The sequence below is a fragment of the Mesorhizobium sp. Cs1299R1N3 genome (genome assembly GCF_037179625.1).
In the GTDB taxonomy this organism is placed as follows: Bacteria; Pseudomonadota; Alphaproteobacteria; order Rhizobiales; family Rhizobiaceae; genus Mesorhizobium; species Mesorhizobium salmacidum.
Window position 1 is genome coordinate 26,708 of record NZ_JAPYKQ010000003.1, and the last position, 16,969, is coordinate 43,676.

11 protein-coding genes are annotated in these 16,969 nt (G+C 63.8%); 3 read left to right on the plus strand and 8 right to left on the minus strand.

Annotated elements, in window-relative coordinates:
• Positions 1 to 12: 12 nt before the first annotated feature.
• Complete coding sequence (locus O7B34_RS08690; RefSeq protein WP_337145669.1) at positions 13 to 999, minus strand: sulfate ABC transporter substrate-binding protein; 987 nt, start codon at positions 997 to 999, stop codon at positions 13 to 15.
• A gap of 246 nt (positions 1,000 to 1,245) precedes the next feature.
• Between O7B34_RS08690 and O7B34_RS08695 the strand changes: the two genes are divergently transcribed.
• Together O7B34_RS08695 and O7B34_RS08700 are read left to right on the plus strand one after the other, a co-directional pair.
• On the plus strand, positions 1,246 to 1,527 hold the full coding sequence (locus O7B34_RS08695) for a type II toxin-antitoxin system TacA family antitoxin (RefSeq protein ID WP_337145670.1): 282 nt from the start codon (positions 1,246 to 1,248) through the stop codon (positions 1,525 to 1,527).
• Entirely contained in the window at positions 1,527 to 2,003 is a 477-nt protein-coding gene (locus O7B34_RS08700; RefSeq protein ID WP_337145671.1) for a GNAT family N-acetyltransferase, read from the plus strand. Before O7B34_RS08695 ends, O7B34_RS08700 begins: the two co-directional genes overlap by 1 nt.
• Before the next feature lie 63 nt (positions 2,004 to 2,066).
• Here O7B34_RS08700 and O7B34_RS08705 read toward each other — a convergent pair whose 3' ends face one another.
• The 7 genes from O7B34_RS08705 to O7B34_RS08735 form a co-directional block, all read right to left on the minus strand.
• Positions 2,067 to 3,107 (minus strand): sulfate/molybdate ABC transporter ATP-binding protein, encoded by a 1,041-nt coding sequence (locus O7B34_RS08705; RefSeq protein ID WP_337145672.1) that lies wholly within the window; start codon positions 3,105 to 3,107, stop codon positions 2,067 to 2,069.
• A gap of 12 nt (positions 3,108 to 3,119) precedes the next feature.
• A complete protein-coding gene (cysW, locus tag O7B34_RS08710; RefSeq protein ID WP_337129272.1) occupies positions 3,120 to 4,004 on the minus strand; it encodes a sulfate ABC transporter permease subunit CysW in 885 nt (294 codons plus the stop codon).
• Positions 3,997 to 4,848, minus strand: coding sequence for a sulfate ABC transporter permease subunit CysT (gene cysT, locus O7B34_RS08715; protein WP_027141568.1), 852 nt, complete (start codon positions 4,846 to 4,848; stop codon positions 3,997 to 3,999). The genes cysW and cysT overlap by 8 nt, the downstream gene beginning before the upstream one ends.
• A gap of 22 nt (positions 4,849 to 4,870) precedes the next feature.
• Positions 4,871 to 5,899 carry a sulfate ABC transporter substrate-binding protein gene (locus O7B34_RS08720; RefSeq protein WP_337145673.1) on the minus strand — a complete coding sequence of 343 codons (1,029 nt, stop codon included), beginning with the start codon at positions 5,897 to 5,899 and terminating at the stop codon, positions 4,871 to 4,873.
• 214 nt (positions 5,900 to 6,113) lie between these two features.
• On the minus strand, positions 6,114 to 6,791 hold the full coding sequence (locus tag O7B34_RS08725) for a M15 family metallopeptidase (RefSeq protein ID WP_337145674.1): 678 nt from the start codon (positions 6,789 to 6,791) through the stop codon (positions 6,114 to 6,116).
• A gap of 287 nt (positions 6,792 to 7,078) precedes the next feature.
• A complete protein-coding gene (gene pbpC, locus O7B34_RS08730; RefSeq protein ID WP_337145675.1) occupies positions 7,079 to 9,169 on the minus strand; it encodes a penicillin-binding protein 1C in 2,091 nt (696 codons plus the stop codon).
• 108 nt (positions 9,170 to 9,277) lie between these two features.
• On the minus strand, positions 9,278 to 14,758 hold the full coding sequence (locus tag O7B34_RS08735) for an alpha-2-macroglobulin family protein (protein WP_337145676.1): 5,481 nt from the start codon (positions 14,756 to 14,758) through the stop codon (positions 9,278 to 9,280).
• A 280-nt stretch (positions 14,759 to 15,038) separates the two neighbouring features.
• Here O7B34_RS08735 and O7B34_RS08740 point away from each other — a divergent pair, with 280 nt between their 5' ends.
• A complete protein-coding gene (locus O7B34_RS08740) occupies positions 15,039 to 16,967 on the plus strand; it encodes an autotransporter assembly complex protein TamA (RefSeq protein WP_337145677.1) in 1,929 nt (642 codons plus the stop codon).
• Positions 16,968 to 16,969 lie beyond the last annotated feature (2 nt).

The following is a 16,969-nucleotide window of genomic DNA, read 5'->3' on the forward strand; positions in this document are numbered from 1 at the left end:
GCCGCGGAGACCTTACCGACTGCCATAAGCCTGATCGAGCAGACCGCCGGCGGCGAAATGCTCTTTTTGGACCTTGTCCCAGCCGCCGAAGACGTCTTCCACCGTCAGCAGGCGCACATCTGGAAAATCGGCCTTGTATTTGGCCGCGACAGCCGCGTCGCGTGCGCGCAAGCCATTGTCGGCGGCGATGCCCTGGCCCTCGGGTGTATAGAGGAAGTCGAGGTAGCTCTTGGCCAGATCACGCGTGCCGTGCTCGTCGGCGACCTTGTCGACGATCGCCACCGGGAATTCCGCCAGAAGGCTGACCGAAGGCGTGACCTGCTCGAATTTGTCGTCGCCGTATTCCTTGCGGATGCCGCGTGTCTCGGATTCGAAGGTGATCAGCACGTCGCCGATCTCGCGCTGCACGAAGGTGGTGGTCGCTGCGCGCCCGCCAGTGTCGAAGATCGGCACGTTGTTGAACAGCTTGGTGATGAATTCCTTCACCTTCGCGTCGTCGCCCTTGAAGGCTTCCTTGGCGTAGGCGGTGGCCGCCAGATAGGTGTAGCGGGCATTGCCAGACGTCTTCGGGTTGGGGAAGATCACCTGCACGTCGTCGCGCACGAGATCGTTCCAGTCCTTGATGTGCTTGGGGTTGCCCGCGCGGACGAGAAACGAAGGCAGTGAATAGAAGGGCGAAGCGTTGTCGGGAAAATCCTTCTGCCAATCGGCCGAGACGAGCCCCTTCTTGACCAGGAAGTCGACGTCGGTGACCTGGTTGAAGGTGACGACGTCGGCACCGAGGCCTTCGGCGATGGCCCGCGCCTGCGCGGAAGTGCCGGCATGCGACTGGTCGATGCTCACACCCGGGTGCTTGGCGATAAAGGCCTTGTTGACCTGCACGAAGAGTTCGCGGCCGACGTCATAGGAGGCGTTCAGCAGCTTGTCGGCCGACCAGGCTTGGGAGGATGTGAGGAGGAGGCCAGCGGCGGCGGCGACGCCGATGAAAAATCGCTTCATGAAAAGGCTCCGGATGTCATGCTCTATTACTGGACCATAGCCGGGGCGCAGAGGAGCGGCGAGGCATAGATTCAGGGCTTGGCGGTTGTTGCTAGAAAACCGTTTCCCCCACACGCGCATCGTAGTTTTTTCTTTCACGTGGAGTCATCTTTTTGAGGCCGGTCCTCTTCAGTCTCTTCCGAGAGAGGCGACAAATGGATACACATTGTGTATGCCCCATGTTATGATGTTCGAAAGGAGTCTTCCATGGCGAAAGCCGCACCCGAAACCCACGCCAAGCCCGTCAATCTGCGCATCCGAGAGGACATGCGTATACTAATTGACCGTGCCGCAAAGATACGCGGGAAGACCCGTTCCGACTTCATGATCGATGCCGCTTATCGTGCGGCCGAGGATACGCTGCTCGACCAAACATTGATCAAGGTGGATCCCGAGAGTTACCGGCATTATCTCGACATCCTCGATGAACCGCCAAGCGGGGAAGGTTTTGCACGCCTTATGGACGTGCCCAGGCCTTGGCGGGACTGATGCCATCGGCGCCCACGCCGCTGGCGGAACACCACGATCTCGAATTTTTCCAAAGCGGAACAGAAAGCCTCGACCAATGGCTTCGCCGTCGGGCCCGGGCCAACCAGGTCAGTGGCGCATCGCGGACCTATGTGGTGGCGGAAGGCACACGCGTTGTCGGCTACTATTGTTTGTCTTCGGGCGGGCTTGATCTGGCGGAAGCGCCCGGCATCATTCGCCGCAACATGCCGGATCCCATTCCAATGGTCGTGCTCGGACGTCTCGCGGTGGATGCAAGCTGGCAAGGGAAGGGGCTGGGTGCGGCGCTTCTGCAAGACGCCGTCCTGCGCTCCGGTCAAGCTGCGACGATCCTGGGGATTCGCGGAGTTTTTGTTCATGCCATATCGGATGAAGCGAAAGCCTTTTACGAGCACTACGGCTTTGCGGCTTCCCCGAAAAATCCCATGACCTTGGTGTTGTCGTTGAAGGCCAGATGAAAGGGTAAGCGACCGCCACCGGACCAGGATACCCTGGTGACGAGATTCACAGTGGTGCGATCGCTAAGCAGCCGGAAACAGCTTCCAGCGCCCCGGCCGGAATGCCACCCGGCTCTTTTGTGCCGCCGGATGATCGACCGGCAGTTCGATCTCGACCCGCTGGCGTTCGCCACCGATTTCGAGCTCGACGCGCCGTGTGCCGGCAACGCGGCGGCTGGCGGCCACGGTGCCGGCGATGCAGCCGCTGCAGCCGTCCAGCAGTTCGACATCATGCGGGCGAAAATACAGCATCGCATCGCCCTGGGGCGCGTGCGGCGCCGACAATCCGATTGGACGGTCGGCGAGCCAGATCTCGCCATTCTCGATCTTGACCGGAAGCGAGCTCGATTCACCAATGAAGCCGTAGACGAAGGGCGAGTTCGGCGTGTCGTAGATGTCGTCGGCGGTGCCGACCTGCTCGACGCGGCCCTGGCTCATCACCACGACGCGGTCGGCAAGCTCCAGCGCCTCTTCCTGATCGTGGGTGACGAAGACGGTGGTGTGGCCGGTAGCGTCATGGATTTCGCGCAGCCAGCGGCGCAGTTCCCGGCGCACCTGCGCATCGAGCGCGCCGAACGGCTCATCGAGCAGCAGCACCTTGGGTTCGATGGCCATGGCACGGGCGAGCGCCACGCGCTGGCGCTGGCCGCCCGAAAGTTGCGCCGGATAGCGTTTTTCCAGACCCGACAGCTGGACGAGATCGAGAAGCTCGGAGGCGCGGCGGCGGATTTCGGCCGCCGGCGGCCGCGTCGGCCCGTGCCGCACCTTGAGGCCGAAGCCGATATTGTCGGCCACCGTCATGTGCCGGAACAGCGCGTAGTGCTGGAAGACGAAGCCGACATTGCGTTCCTGGATCGACTTTTGCGAAGCGTCCTCGTCGCCAAAGAAGATGTTTCCGCGCGTCGGCCGCTCCAGCCCGGCGATCAACCTGAGCAAGGTCGTCTTGCCGGAGCCGGACGGTCCGAGCAACGCAATCAGTTCGCCCGACTTGATGTCGAGCGACACGTCGTGGAGCGCCGGAAACCGTTCGAATTCCTTGCGCACGTTGGCAACGCGAACTTCCATGCAATGAACCTTCTAATGTCCGCGCGTCGCGGCGAGTTCGGCGCCGTAGCGCATCTCGAGCAGAGTTTTCAAGATCAGCGTGACGAGCGCCAGCCCGGCAAGCAATGAGGCGACGGCGAAGGCGCCGACGGCATTGTACTCGTTGTAGAGGATTTCGACATGCAGCGGCATGGTGTTGGTCAGGCCGCGTATGTGGCCCGACACGACCGAAACCGCGCCGAACTCGCCCATGGCGCGCGCGTTGCACAGAAGCACGCCGTAGAGCAGGCCCCATTTGACATTGGGCAAGGTCACATACCAGAACGTCTGCCAGCCATTGGCCCCGAGCGAAAGGGCGGCTTCCTCGTCGCCATTGCCCTGCTCCTGCATCAGCGGGATCAGTTCGCGGGCGACGAAGGGGAAGGTGACGAAGACGGTGGCCAGCACAATGCCCGGCACGGCGAACAAGATCTGGATGCCATGTGCCTTCAACCACTCGCCGAGCAGCCCCTGGGCGCCGAACAGAAGCACGTAGACCAGACCCGAAATGACGGGGGAGACCGAGAAGGGCAGATCGATCAACGTGGTCAGGAAGGCTTTGCCCTTGAACTCGAATTTGGCGATTGCCCAGGCGGCCGAGATACCGAAGACGATGTTGAGCGGTACCGAGATCGCCGCCACCAGCAAGGTCAGGCGGATCGCCGAACGGGTGTCCGCATCGCTCAGCGATTCCAGGTAGGTGCCAACGCCCTTGGCGAAGGCTTCCTTGAAAACGATGATCAGCGGCAGCAACAGGAAGACGGCGAGAAAGACGAAGACGACGGTCATCAGCACGGCCCGTGCCGGCCGGCTTTCGGTCACTGCCGCCGAGCGGCTTTCATGGAACGGTTCGTAGGATTTGATCTCGGGTTCAGCCATAGCGCTTGCGGCTCCATGTCTGCACCAGATTGACGATCAACAGCATGATGAACGACAACGCCAGCATGATTGCCGCGATCGCGGTCGCCGCCGGGTAATTGTATTCCTCGAGCCGGATGACGATCAAAAGCGGCGCGATCTCGGATTTGTAGGGCAAATTGCCGGCGATGAAGATGACCGAGCCGTATTCGCCGACGCCGCGCGCGAAGGCCAGCGAGAAGCCGGTGATGATGGCCGGCGCCAGGCCTGGAAAGAGCACGCGGGTGATGATCTGAAAGCGGCTGGCGCCAAGCGTGGCGGCGGCTTCCTCCACTTCCTTGTCGATCTCTTCCATGATCGGCTGCACGGTGCGCACGACGAAGGGCAGGCCGATGAAGATCAACGCGATGACGATGCCGAGCGGCGTGTAGGCGACCTTGATGCCGAGCGGCATCAGTAATTTGCCGATCCAGCCATTCGGCGCGTAGAGCGTGGTCAGCGCGATGCCAGCCACCGCCGTCGGCAGTGCGAATGGCAGGTCGACCATGGCATCGACGATGCGGCGGCCCGGAAAACGGTAGCGCACCAGCACCCAGGCGACGAGCGTACCGAAAACGACATTGACGACAGCCGCGATGAAGGCGGTGCCGAAGCTGATTTCAAGTGCGTTGAGCGTGCGGCGATCGGTGGCGATGGCCCAGAAATCGGCCCAGCCGAGAGCGGCCGACCGCCAGATCAGCCCGGATAGCGGGATGAGGATGATAAGGGTGAGGTAGGCAAGCGAGAAGCCGAGCGTCAATCCGAAACCCGGAATGACGCTCGGCTGTCTGAACCGCCACCCCGCCTGCGCGGGTGCTGTGGTCATGTCGTCCCGATCTAGGTTTAGCTCACTGGGCCGGTTTGTAGATCTGGTCGAATATACCACCGTCGCCGAAATGATAAGGCTGTGCCTTCTTCCAGCCACCGAAAAGCGGGTCGTCGATGGTGATCAGCTTGATAGGCGGCAGCTTGGCGAGATCCTCGGGCGGAACCAGATCGGGCTTGGACGGCCGGTAGTGGTTCCTGGCGATGATGGTCTGGCCTTCCTTGGAATAGAGGTAGCTCAGATAGGCCTCGGCCACCTTGCGCGTGCCCTTGGCGTCGACATTGGCGTCGACCACTGCCACCGGTGGCTCGGCCAGGATCGAGGTCGGCGGATAGACGATGTCGAAATTGTCGGCGCCAAACTCGTCGAGCGCCAGATAGGCATCGTTTTCCCAGGCGATCAGCACGTCGCCCAGGCCTTTTTGCGCGAAGGTCACGGTCGAGCCGCGCGCGCCGGTGTCGAGCACGGGAGCATTGGCGTAGAGCTTGCCGACGAATTCCTTGGTCTTGGCTTCGTCGCCGCCATCATTGGCGTTGGCATAGGCCCAGGCCGCGAGATAGTTCCAGCGCGCGCCGCCCGAGGTCTTGGGGTTAGGTGTGATCACCTGCGTGCCGTCCTTGATCAGGTCGTTCCAGTCGTGGATGGCCTTGGGATTGCCCTTGCGGACAAGGAAGATGATCGTCGAGGTGTAAGGCGCTGAATTGTTTTCGAATTTGGTGCGCCAGTCGGGATTGATCTTGTTTGATTTGGAGACGATGGCGTTGATGTCGCCTTCGAGCGCCAGCGTCACCACATCGGCGTCCAGGCCGTCGATCACGGCGCGGGCCTGGGCGCCCGATCCGCCATGTGACTGCTGGATTGTCACCGTCTCGCCGGTCTCGGTCTTCCAATGGGCGGCGAAGGCCTCGTCATAGGCCTTATAGAGCTCGCGCGTCGGATCGTAGGACACGTTGAGAATGGTGGTGTCGGCAAACGCGAAACCGAGCGTGCCGAACTGGACAGATGTGGCGACCAGTGCGCCGAGCAGTTTCCGGAAATGAGGTTTGGTCATTTCTGCCTCCGTTGAACTCGCGCCAAATCTACCGAATTGATAGAAATAAGATGCATTGAATGTTTGCCTTTTTTGCCTTCCTGAAGAAAATCTTCGGCGATCTGTCGCGGCAATGGGAAAATATTTTCCTTGCAGCTGCTCCGCACCGGAGCCGGTCCCGCCATCCGGCCTATCTAGGGATGCACGGCTGCCGGGCAAGTCTGCTTTGGGCAGCTTACTCGGCGGTCACGGGGAAATCGAAGCGCTGCTTGGGAAATGGCTCGTGGGCGAGCGCAAAATGCCACCATTCGCGGGCATAGTTCTTGAACCCGCCAGCACGCATGGCATCGACGAGCAGCTTGCGGTTTGCCGCCGCTTCGGTGCCGAGCGGGCGATGCGCGGTCTCGCTCATCGTGTCGAAACAATCGAAGCCGGTGCCGAAATCGAGGGTGTTGGCATCGACAGCGCCGCAGGCCGGTTTCGGCACGGACGGACTGTCGGCAGGCGCGATAGCAACATCGACGGTTGCGCCGCGAGAATGTGCCGACTGCAGGGCGAGGTAGCCCTTGGCGATGAGGTCGCTGCGCTTGACCTTCGGATACCACCGCGGATCCGGCGGTCCACCCGCGGTCGTCCAATCGCCCATGTCGGCCACGGCGCGGGCAGGGCGGTAACAGTCGAACACGACCAGCGTCATGCCCCTGGCGATCATCGCCTTCTGAACGCTGGAGAGTGCCTTCGCTGCCTCCTCGGTGAGAATGCAGACAGGTGCGTTATAGCCGTTCACCTTGCGGTGCAGGAAATTGTTGGAGCTGGCGTAGCGAATGTCCTGGCGGATGGATGGGGCGATATCGGAGAGGCGGACGAAGCCGGCAGGGAGGGGATCGGCGAAGGCAGAGAAAGGGATTGTCACAACGAACGCTGCCGCAGATAACGCTATCGACAATCGAGGATTGCGCGAGGCACCCCCCTCTGCCCTGCCGGGCATCTCCCCCGCAAGGGGGGAGATTGAGCGCTCAGCCGCTTTCGCCAACCTCCGCCATTGCAGAAATGGGCCAGACGCCGGAACTGCCGATCTCCCCCCTTGCGGGGGAGATGGCCGGCAGGCCAGAGGGGGGTGCCTGGGAACAGGCATGGGGCGAGTATCCTGATTATCCGCTGACCTTCTCGAAGCTAGTTCTATGAATCCCTTGATTCACTCTACTCAACGAACACTTTCACACTCGCCGCTCGTCCAGCCGCATCGATGACGGTCAGCGTCGAGTAACCCGCGCCGTCGGGCTGCCATGTCGCGGTGCGGCGGCGGTCGAGGCCGATGAGGGGCTTGCCGTTGGCCAGCCAGCGGAACGGCGCGCGGCCGCCCTGCAATTTCAGCACCAGTGGCGAGGCGTCGGCCGAATTGGTGGCGAGATCGACGCGGGCGCCGTCCGGCGGGAAAATGATGGTCGGCGCGGGTTCGGTCGGCGTCGCCTGCACCAGGCCATCCGCGCCGGCGCCGAAGCGGGCAAGCGTCACCGGAAGGTCCTCGCGCTTGGGGGTAAAGGCGCCAGGCGGCTTGCCCGGCAGCGGCACGGTCGCCAGCCCCGAGCGGACAAAGCCCTCGAACAGAATCGGAGCGGCCGAGACATAGCCGGAAAGACCCGGCACCGCGCCGGCATCGGGCCGGCCGACCCAGACACCCAGCACATAGCGGCCGTCGAAGCCCACCGACCAGGCGTCACGGTAGCCGTAAGAAGTGCCGGTCTTGTAGGCGATGCCACGCTGGAAAGCGCCTTCGGGTGGCTTCACACCCGAGAGGATGTCGATGACCTGCCAGTTGGCCTGGTCGTTGAGGATGGTGGTGGTCGAACTCAGGGCGTTGGCCGGTTCGGTGCCGTCGCGCAGCGAGTGCGTCTTGCCGCCATTGGCGAGCCCTGTGTAGAGCTGGACCAGGTCGCGCAGCGTGACGCCGACGCCGCCGAGGCCGATGGCCAGGCCCGGCGCTTCGTTGACCGGCAAGATCGGGTTGACGCCCGCCTGGCGGAAGCGCGCTGTCAGCCGCGCCGGGCCGACCGCGTCGAGCACGCGGATCGCCGGCACGTTGAGCGACAGTTGCAAAGCCTGGCGGATGCTGACATCGCCCTGGTAGCCCATGTCGAAATTCTTCGGCCTGTAGCCGCTGAAATCGACCGGGCTATCCTCGATCAGCGTTTCCTGCGCCACCAGTCCCTGCTCGAAGGCGAGGCCATAGATGAACGGCTTCAGCGTCGAGCCGGGCGAACGCACGACCTTGGTCATGTCGATCCAGCCGGAACGGCTGGCATCGAAGAAATTGGCCGAGCCGACTTCGCCCAAAATCTCGCCGGTGCGGGCGTCGGCCAGCACCATGGCGACGGAGAGACGCGGCCCGAGCTTGGTGGCGGCGTCGCGCGCCACCTGTTCCAGTCCTTGCTGGACGCTTTTGCGGATCGTCAGCTTGAGCGGCTGACCGGGGAGGGCCTTGGGAAGCATCGCATAGGAGGCATGCGCGGCAAGCGCCGGCAAGGTGCGCCGCAAGCCGGACACATCGTCGAGTGCCGCGCGTGCCGCCTCGCGTTCGCCGATCAGGCCTGATGAGACCATGCGGGTGAGCACACGGTCGCGCGCTGCATGGGCGATCTGGAGATTGCGGTCGGGCCGGCGCTTTTCCGGCAGTTGGGGGAGGGCGACGAGAAGGGCGGCCTCGGAAACGGTCAGCCGCTTCGGTTCTTTGCCGAAATAAGCGAGCGAAGCGGCGCGCACGCCCTCCAGATTGCCGCCATAGGGCGCCAGTGTCAGGTAACGCTCGAGGATCTCGCGTTTCGACAGCCGCCGTTCGATCTGGATGGCGCGCAACATCTGCTTGATCTTGGAGCCGAGGCTGCGGCTCTCGCGCGGCTCGATCAGGCGGGCGAGCTGCATAGACAGGGTCGAGCCGCCGGAGACGATGTGGCCGCTGGTGGCGAACTGGCCGGCGGCGCGGGCCAGCGCCAGCACATCGACGCCCTCATGGTCCCAGAAGCGCTTGTCCTCATAGGTGACCAGCATGTCGACGAACTGCTTGTCGACCTGGTCGAGCCGGGTTTCGAGGCGCCAGTAGCCGTCCGGGGTGGCGAAGGCGCGCAACAGCTGGCTATCGCGGTCCTGAACTTCGGTGGAAACGGTGAGCTTTTCAGGAAGCGGGGGCGGGAAGGCGCGGTCGAGCTCCCAGAGGGTGGCGACGGCGATTGCGATGAACCCGGTCAGGGAGGCTGCCACGATGGCAGTGCGGCGGAGGAACCTTTTGGTGAGCATGGCGCTGCCCCTCATCCGCCTGCCGGCACCTTCTCCCCGTATAGGGACGGGGAGAAGGTAGCTGTGATGAACGCAACCGCCATGTGCATGATCGTTTCCACCGGCACCTTACGGTGCCTTGATCTCCATCATGCCGGTGGCGGTGCGGGCCGAATATTGCGGCCGGTACATGTCCTCCACCGTTGCCGCCGGATGGGCGTAGGTGCCCGGCGTCACGGCGCGCACGACATAGGCAAGCGTCAGATTGTGGTCGTGGTCGCCGTCGGCCGGGTTGAATGCCGCGACGAAGCGGTCGTCGCGGAATTCCAGATGCGCGGCGTCGGTCTGTGCCAGCCAGGAGAAGTTCGACAGCTGGGCGCTGGAAACCAGGCCTGGATTGTCGATCTCGAAGCCGGCCGGCAACAGGTCGGTGACCAGCAGGCGCGACGGCCAGCTGTTCTGTTCCGTCACCTTGAGCACGACGACATAGCGTTCGTTCTGGGTCGCCTCGGTCACATTGGCTTCGGTGCCGTCGAGCTTGTAGTAGGTGCGGTTGATGGTGAAGCCGTCGCCGCCGGCCGGCAAGGGCTGGATCGGCGACGCCACGGTGGTGACGACGGCCTGCAGCGGGGGCTTGCCGGTGTTGGCGATTTCGAGCGGGCTGTCGACCAGGTCGGAGCCGTTGACCTGGTTGGAATAGCCGCCGGAATGCGGCGCGCCATTGACGGTCAGCGTGATCGAATCATTGCCCTCCTTCAGCGCACGGGCCGCCAGCAGCATCCAGGAATCGTCCTGCGTGCTGGTCCAGCGGGCTTCGGCGCGTTTCCTGGTCACCAGCTTGATCAGTTCGGGCACGATCGTCGATACGGGCTTCGATTCCGCCGCCAGCGACAGCATCGCCGCGCCGTCACGCAACGCCGAGCCGTAGTCGGAGCGGTACCAGTCGTAGTCGGTGCTCGACTTGGCGAGCTGCAGCGCGGTCTTGAACGTCGCCTCCGAACGCTGCGTGTCGCCATAGAGCGCCAGACTCGCCGCCAGCTGGGCAACGGCCATAGGACTCGAGAACGCTTCGAGCTGGGTGTCGGCGTAGTAGCGCAGGTCGCCGATCGAGGCCTTCTTGTTGCGAGCCAGCACATAGAGGGCGTAGGCGATCTCGCTGCCACGGTCCTGTACGCTCTGGTCGTAGCCGAGCGAGTTCTGCAGGTTGTTCAGGGCCTGGTTCATCGCAAGAGCCGGCACGTCGTATTTCTGCTCCCGCGCCCTGGTCAGGAATTCGCTGACATAGGCGTCGAGCCACAAATCGCCGGAGCCCGGACCCCACAGGCCGAAGCTGCCGCTCGAGGACTGGTAGCTCAGGACCTTGTAGATCGCATCCTGGATGCGGCCGTGCAGGTCGGGGTCGCTTTCCATGCCGATGCCCGATGCCATCTCGTTGACGTAGAGAAGCGGCATGGCGCGGCTGGTGGTCTGCTCGGCGCAACCATAGGGGTAGCGGTCGAGCGTCATCAGCAGCGACGGCACGTCGAAGGCCGCCGCCTGCGAAACGCCGACGCTGACCGAAGCGCCCTCAAGCAGGCTTGCCGCCAGCAGTTCCTTGTCGACGCGCAACGCGCCGCCGTTGCCCTTGAGATCGACCACAAGGCGCGTGGTGACCGGCAATTGGGGCGGGCGCACCGGCACATGGAGCGTCTGCTCGACCTTGGTGCCGTCGGCGTGTGCCAGCTTGATGGTGAGCGAGGCATTGCCCGCCGTCTTTGCGATCAGCGGCACCGTCAAGGTCTGGCGCTTGCCCTGGGCGAGCGTCAGCTTCTGGGGCAGGGGCTTGTCGCCTGTCGACAGGTCGCCCGTCGTGTCGATCGACAGCGCATAGTCGCCGGCGGGGCCGTCCGTGTCGGCCACGTCGAGCCGCATGACGGCGTTGTCGCCAGGCGCCAGGAAGCGCGGCAGGCCGGCGGTGATCACCACGGGATCACGTACGATCACGTCCGACTGGGCATGACCGACCGCCTCCTTGGTCCAGGCGACGGCCATGACGCGCACGGTGCCGTTGAACTGCGGAATGTCGAAGTCGATCCGTGCCTTGCCATCGGCATCGAGCTGCACAGGGCCGGAGAAGAAGGCGACCAGCTTTTCGGTGGGCGGGCTGCCTTGCGCCTGCATGTTGGCGCCGTCGCCACCGGTCCTGAGCTTGCCGGCGGTGCCCAGCGAGCCATCGATCAGGCGGCCGTAGATGTCGCGGATCTCCATGCCCAGCATGCGCTGGCCGAAGAACCAGTTCTCCGGATCCGGCGCCTTGTAGTTGGTCAAATTGAGGATGCCGACATCGACGGCGGCAACCATGACATAGGCGTTGGTGCCCGGCTGCACGCCGGCCACGGAAACCGGGATCGACAGCTGCCGGCGCGGCACGGTCTTGTCCGGCGGCGTGAGCGTGATGGCGAGCTTCTTGGCGCCCGGATCGACCGTCAGCCATTTCACGCCGATGGCGCGGGCGGGCATGCGCGTCTCCTGCGCATCGCCCGGCCGGAACAGGGTTGCCGTGACATAGGCGCCGGCGCCCCAGTCGTCACCGACCGGGATGTCGACGGTGCTGCCGCCGGCCGGCACGGTCGCCGTGATGGTCTTCAGCAGCTTGTCGGAGCCGATGTTGATCAGAAGTTCGCCGGCAAAATGCGGCGAGATTTTCAACTTGGCCACTTCGCCGGCGGCATAATTGTCCTTGTCCAGGGCAATCTCCAGGCCGTCGGGCGTTTCTGTGGTGGTCGAGGCGACATACCAGCCGGCGTCGAACTCATAGCTGGTGGCGGGCCCCTCCGGGTCCGATGTCTCGACCTCGAGCCTGTACTGGCCCCAATCGACCGGTACGGAGACGGTTGCGTCGCCGTCGGCGCCGAGGTCGACCTGACCGTTGGCGATCGACTTGGTCAAGCTCACCGGCTCGTAGTTCCAGGAGTTGTTGGAGCGATACCACTGATAATTGCGTTCGACCTTGACCAGCGTCCACTGCGCGCCTTTCAGCGCCTCGCGCTTGCCGTCGGGATCAACGGCGATCAGGCTGAACTTGGCGGTGCCGCCTTGCGGCACTTCACCGTCGGCGAAGTCCGGACGGATGCCGATCATATGGCCTTGCGGGCGGATGCCGATGTTGAGCGAGCGCTCGATGGCGCGGCCGCCGGTTTCGCGCATGCGCACCGTCACCTTGCCGTTGACCAGCTTGGTGGTCGAGGGCAACTGGTCGACGGTAACAGGGAAGGTCGCCTTGCCGTCATCGCCAACCGCCGGCAGATCGGTGAGAGGCGTGACCGTGGGCTCCGCCGACTGCTCGTCGGCGAGGCCGAAGGAAAAGTTGGGGAAGCGGTCCCAGTCGCGCGAGGTCGACAGCGTGAGTTCGCCTTCCAGCGCCAGGCCCGCCGCCGGCGCGCCATAGAGGAAGCGGCCGTCAATGTTGATGTTGGCGGTTTCGCCCCGCGCGATCTCCTGCTTGTCGGCCTTCATGTCGAATTCGATGCGATCCGGCACGAAATCCTCGACCAGGAACATCTGGCTGGCAACCGCCGGCTGCTTTGGATCGGTGTAGATCGACACCGACCATGTGCCGCGCATGGCGTTGGGTTCGAGCGGCAGGTCGACGGCGTGGCCGCCCGCCGATGCGCCGTCGCTGACGATGCGGCGGTCCTCGACGCCATCGGGACGCGAGAAGATGAAGGTCAGCGGCAGGTTCTCGACCGCCTTGGCCGCACCGTCGCGGGCAAGGGCGGCGACGTGGACGTCCTCGCCGGCGCGGTAGATGCCGCGTTCGGTCCAGGCATAGACGTCGAGCGCGCCCGGTGCGGCGCGTCCGGTGACGCCACGGTCGGACAGGTCGAAGCCGGCCTTGGCCATGTCGAGGAAGACGAAATCATTGTCGCCCTGTTTGGCCATCAGCACGGCCGGCACCATGCCGCCGTCACCGCGCGTCAGGCCGGGGTTGAAGACGGCGTGGCCGTTCGCATCGGACGTCGCGGTGCCCAGAACCTCGTTGTTACGGGCAACCAGCGTCAGTTCGGCGCCCGCTATTGGCTTGGCGCTGCCCAGCGAACGGGCAAAGACATTGAGCCCGTCCTGGCCGGTATAGGTCGACAGGCCGATGTCGGAGACGACGAACCACTGCGTGGCCAGCGAACCGTAGTCGTCGCTCTTGTCGTTGACGGGTTGCGCGGTCAGCACATAGACGCCGGGCTTGCGCTGCGGCAGCGCTTCGTCGACCGGGAAGGAGGTGGTGACCTCCTTGTTGAGATCGTTGACGATGTCGAGCTGGCCCTGCCAGACCGGCGCGCCCATCTGCTCGGAGATGTTGGAGATGTCATAGCCGTCGAGCTGGTGCAGGAACTGGTAGCCCGACAGAAGCTGCGCCAGCGAACGATCGCCGATGCGGTAGAGCTTCATCTCGGCGGCGTTCATGTTGACGGTGACGATCGGGATGCCGCGGCGCGCGCCGGCCGGCAGCACGAAGCTGTCGCCGGTGAAGCGGGCGGACGGCGCGCGGTCCTGCACATAGATCGACAGCACCACGGGGGCGGCGGTCACTTCGCCGATCGCGGCCGGCAGGCCGGCGCGGAAGGTGACGTCATAATGCTGGCCGTGTTCGAGCCCTTCGACGCAGATCTGCTTGTCCTTGGCCTCTACGCCCTTGGGCGGCGCGTTGTCGACGGTGACGAACTGCGCGTAGTCGACGCCGGTCTTGACCAGATCCTCGGAGAATTGCGCGCAGATGCGCGGCGCGCTGGTGTCGGCATCGACAGAGTGATCGATGACGCGGAACCCCTTGCGGGCCTTCAAATCGGCATAGTCGGCCTGCACCGCGGGCGCGCTTTCCAGCGCAAGGCTGGCCTCATAGGCCTGGAGCGCCGGCCGGTAGAGATCGCGCTTGTCGAGACCATTGCCGAGCAGCGCCAGCACTTCGGCGCGCGTCTTGGTGGTGCGCAGCAGCTTATAGGCGTTGAAGGCGGCCGATGTGCCGTTTGCCGGCAAAGTCGAGGCTTCGGAGGTGTTCGCGGCAGGCTGCACGGCCAGCGTTTCGCGGGCCAGCCTGAGCCAGAGCTGGCCATCGTCAGGCATGACCGAGACCGCGGCCTCGTATTTCTGCATGGCGGCGCGATGATCGCCGGTCAATACTGCCTGTTCGGCGGCATTGGTCAGCGCCGCCATGCCCTCCGTCGGCTTGTCGAAGGCCGGGCCAAGCAGCTTGTTGCGATATTGCTGGGCCTGGTCGGCCATCCAGTTGGGAAAGAAGGCGAGTTCCGGCGGCGCGCCGATATCGGGATCGCCGTCGATGTTGACGACCTTGCCGGCGATCGCGCCGGTGAAGGATTTCAACTGGTTATAGTCGGATTTGAGAAAGCACCATTTGGCCTTGGTGTTGTAGGTGAAGGCGCGGCAGGCCGGATCGCCCAGACATGTCGTCTTGCACTGGTCGAGCGTGACGTTCTGGTCCGACCTGAGGTCGAAACCGAAATAGTCGGAATTGTCGGTCGTTGCGATTCGCCGGGCCTCGGCCGCTTGCGCGACGCTGCCCCAGGCAAAGAAGAGAAGGACGAGAATCGACAGACCACGAGCCGCGCGCATTGCCATTACACCCTCCAGACAATTGCAGACGTCCGGGCATGATCAAGCTTCAGTCAGGCTTGTCAACGCGCGAACGCGGCAGGTGCCGCCTGCCAACGGTTTATTTTCCGGCCAAGGACCGGTATGCGGACAGTAACCTCCATAGGACAGGGGATCACGCATTCTTGCGGAAACGCAGAAGGTGTGAATTCCAAGCCCGTCCTATTTCAGACAATTGGATTGTGGCCCCTTTACGAGCGCTTCAGAACTTCATTCCAATTTTAGGTTTACGAACTAGGTTGTCTTAATGCCGGCGCATGAAGAGCAGATGTCAGGAGGGACCGCGCCAAGGCGCGTGCTTCCGCGCGCCCTGCTTTTAGTGATGCTGTGTTCGTCGGCGCTGCTTTGCGAATCGAGGCACGCGGCCGCGTTCGAGCTTTTCGGCATCAAGCTGTGGGGATCCTCCAGCGACGAGGATGCCGATATTGCCGATCCCCTGCGTTACGCGGTGACCATCTCCGCACCCGATGCCGACAAGGACCTCGTCAAGAAGCTCGAAAACGCCTCGGCGCTGAAAGGCGATGAGGACCGGCCGGTTTCGGGCTCGCTCGGGCTGATGGCCAAGGCGCGCAGCGACCGTGAACAGCTGGTCGCCGCACTTTATGCCGATGCACGTTATGAAGGCGTCGTCACCATCACCATCGACGGCAAGCCACTCGACGAACTGCCGCCGGACGCCGAATTCAAGGGTCCGCAGCCCATTCCGGTGGCGATCACCATTTCGGCCGGCCCCAAATTCACTCTTGGCAATATCAGGCTGGAGGGCGACGCGGCGGGGCTGATGAGCGCCGACTATGGGCTGATATCTGGTGGCGACGCCGGATCGGGCGCGGTGCTGAAGGCCGAGGCGCTGATCGTGCGGACGCTGAAGGAGCAGGGCAGGCCGCTGGCCAGGGTGACCGACCGGCAGATCGTCGCCGACCACGCCACCTCGACACTCGGCGTGACGCTGACGGTCGCAGCCGGGCCGGTCGCCGGCTATGGCGCGACCACCGTGGAAGGCACCGAGAAGGTCGACCGCGACTTCACCGAATATATGACCGGGCTGAAGCGCGGCAAGCAGTACTCGCCGCAGGAGATCAGCGACGCGCGCGACAGGCTGCTGGCGCTCGAGGTCTTCAACAGCGTGACGTTCAAGGAAGCCGACAAGCTCGACGCCGAAGGCAACATCCCGATCGACGTCCAGGTCAGCGAGCGCAAGCCGCGCTTCTTCGGGCTCGGCGGCACCTTCTCGAACACCGAGGGGCTTGGCCTGGAGGGGTACTGGGGCCATCGCAACCTGTTTGGCCGTGCCGAAAAGCTGCGCATCGACGGCGCCATCAGCGGGATCGGCAGCAACAATCTGTCCGAACTGAACTATAATGCCGGCATCATGTTCGAGAAACCCGGCGTCATCGGGCCGGCGTCAAAATTCTTCGCCAGCGTGAAGACCGTGCTCGAGCATCCGGACGCATACGACCATTTCTCGGTCAAGGGCAGCACCGGCCTGTCCTATGAACTCGACAAGAGGCAGACCGTATCGGCCGAGGTCGCGCTCGATTATTCGCGCATCCACGACGCTTTCGGCAAGCACACCTACCTGATCGCCAGCATTCCGCTGCAATATGTCTACGACAACAGGGACAGCAGGCTGAACCCGACCAGGGGCTTCAGGGTGCTCGCCTATGCCGAGCCGAGCTACGACATATTGAGTGGTGCCGCCTTTCTCAAGCTGAAGGGCGAGGGATCGGCCTATCAGTCGCTGGACACCGCCTCGAAATTCGTGCTTGCCGAGCGTGTCGCCATCGGCTCGATCGTCGGTACCGGGCTGCAGAGCGTCCCGGCCGACCGACGCTTTTATTCCGGCGGCGGCGGCTCTGTGCGCGGCTATGCCTATCAGGGTATCGGTCCCAAGGATTTCACCGGCCAGCCGATCGGCGGCCTGTCGTTCTTCGAGACCTCGGTGGAGATGCGCATCGCCGTCACCGACACGATCGGCATCGTGCCCTTCGTCGATGCCGGTACGGTGTCGACCAAGTCGGTTCCCAATTTCTCCGACGTCAAGGTCGGTGCCGGTGTCGGCCTGCGCTATGTCACGCCGTTCGGACCATTGCGCATTGACGCGGCCGTGCCGCTCAACCGTGATCCCGGCGACCCGCATTTCGGCATCTATGCCGGCATTGGCCAGGCATTCTGACG

Bases quoted from the DNA above. Each gene is read 5' to 3' on its own strand.
- O7B34_RS08690 (WP_337145669.1), bottom strand. From the start codon at position 999: ATGAAGCGATTTTTCATCGGCGTCGCCGCCGCCGCTGGCCTCCTCCTC.
- O7B34_RS08695 (WP_337145670.1), top strand. From the start codon at position 1,246: ATGGCGAAAGCCGCACCCGAAACCCACGCCAAGCCCGTCAATCTGCGC.
- O7B34_RS08700 (WP_337145671.1), top strand. From the start codon at position 1,527: ATGCCATCGGCGCCCACGCCGCTGGCGGAACACCACGATCTCGAATTT.
- O7B34_RS08705 (WP_337145672.1), bottom strand. From the start codon at position 3,107: ATGGAAGTTCGCGTTGCCAACGTGCGCAAGGAATTCGAACGGTTTCCG.
- cysW (WP_337129272.1), bottom strand. From the start codon at position 4,004: ATGGCTGAACCCGAGATCAAATCCTACGAACCGTTCCATGAAAGCCGC.
- cysT (WP_027141568.1), bottom strand. From the start codon at position 4,848: ATGACCACAGCACCCGCGCAGGCGGGGTGGCGGTTCAGACAGCCGAGC.
- O7B34_RS08720 (WP_337145673.1), bottom strand. From the start codon at position 5,899: ATGACCAAACCTCATTTCCGGAAACTGCTCGGCGCACTGGTCGCCACA.
- pbpC (WP_337145675.1), bottom strand. From the start codon at position 9,169: ATGCTCACCAAAAGGTTCCTCCGCCGCACTGCCATCGTGGCAGCCTCC.
- O7B34_RS08735 (WP_337145676.1), bottom strand. From the start codon at position 14,758: ATGGCAATGCGCGCGGCTCGTGGTCTGTCGATTCTCGTCCTTCTCTTC.
- O7B34_RS08740 (WP_337145677.1), top strand. From the start codon at position 15,039: ATGCCGGCGCATGAAGAGCAGATGTCAGGAGGGACCGCGCCAAGGCGC.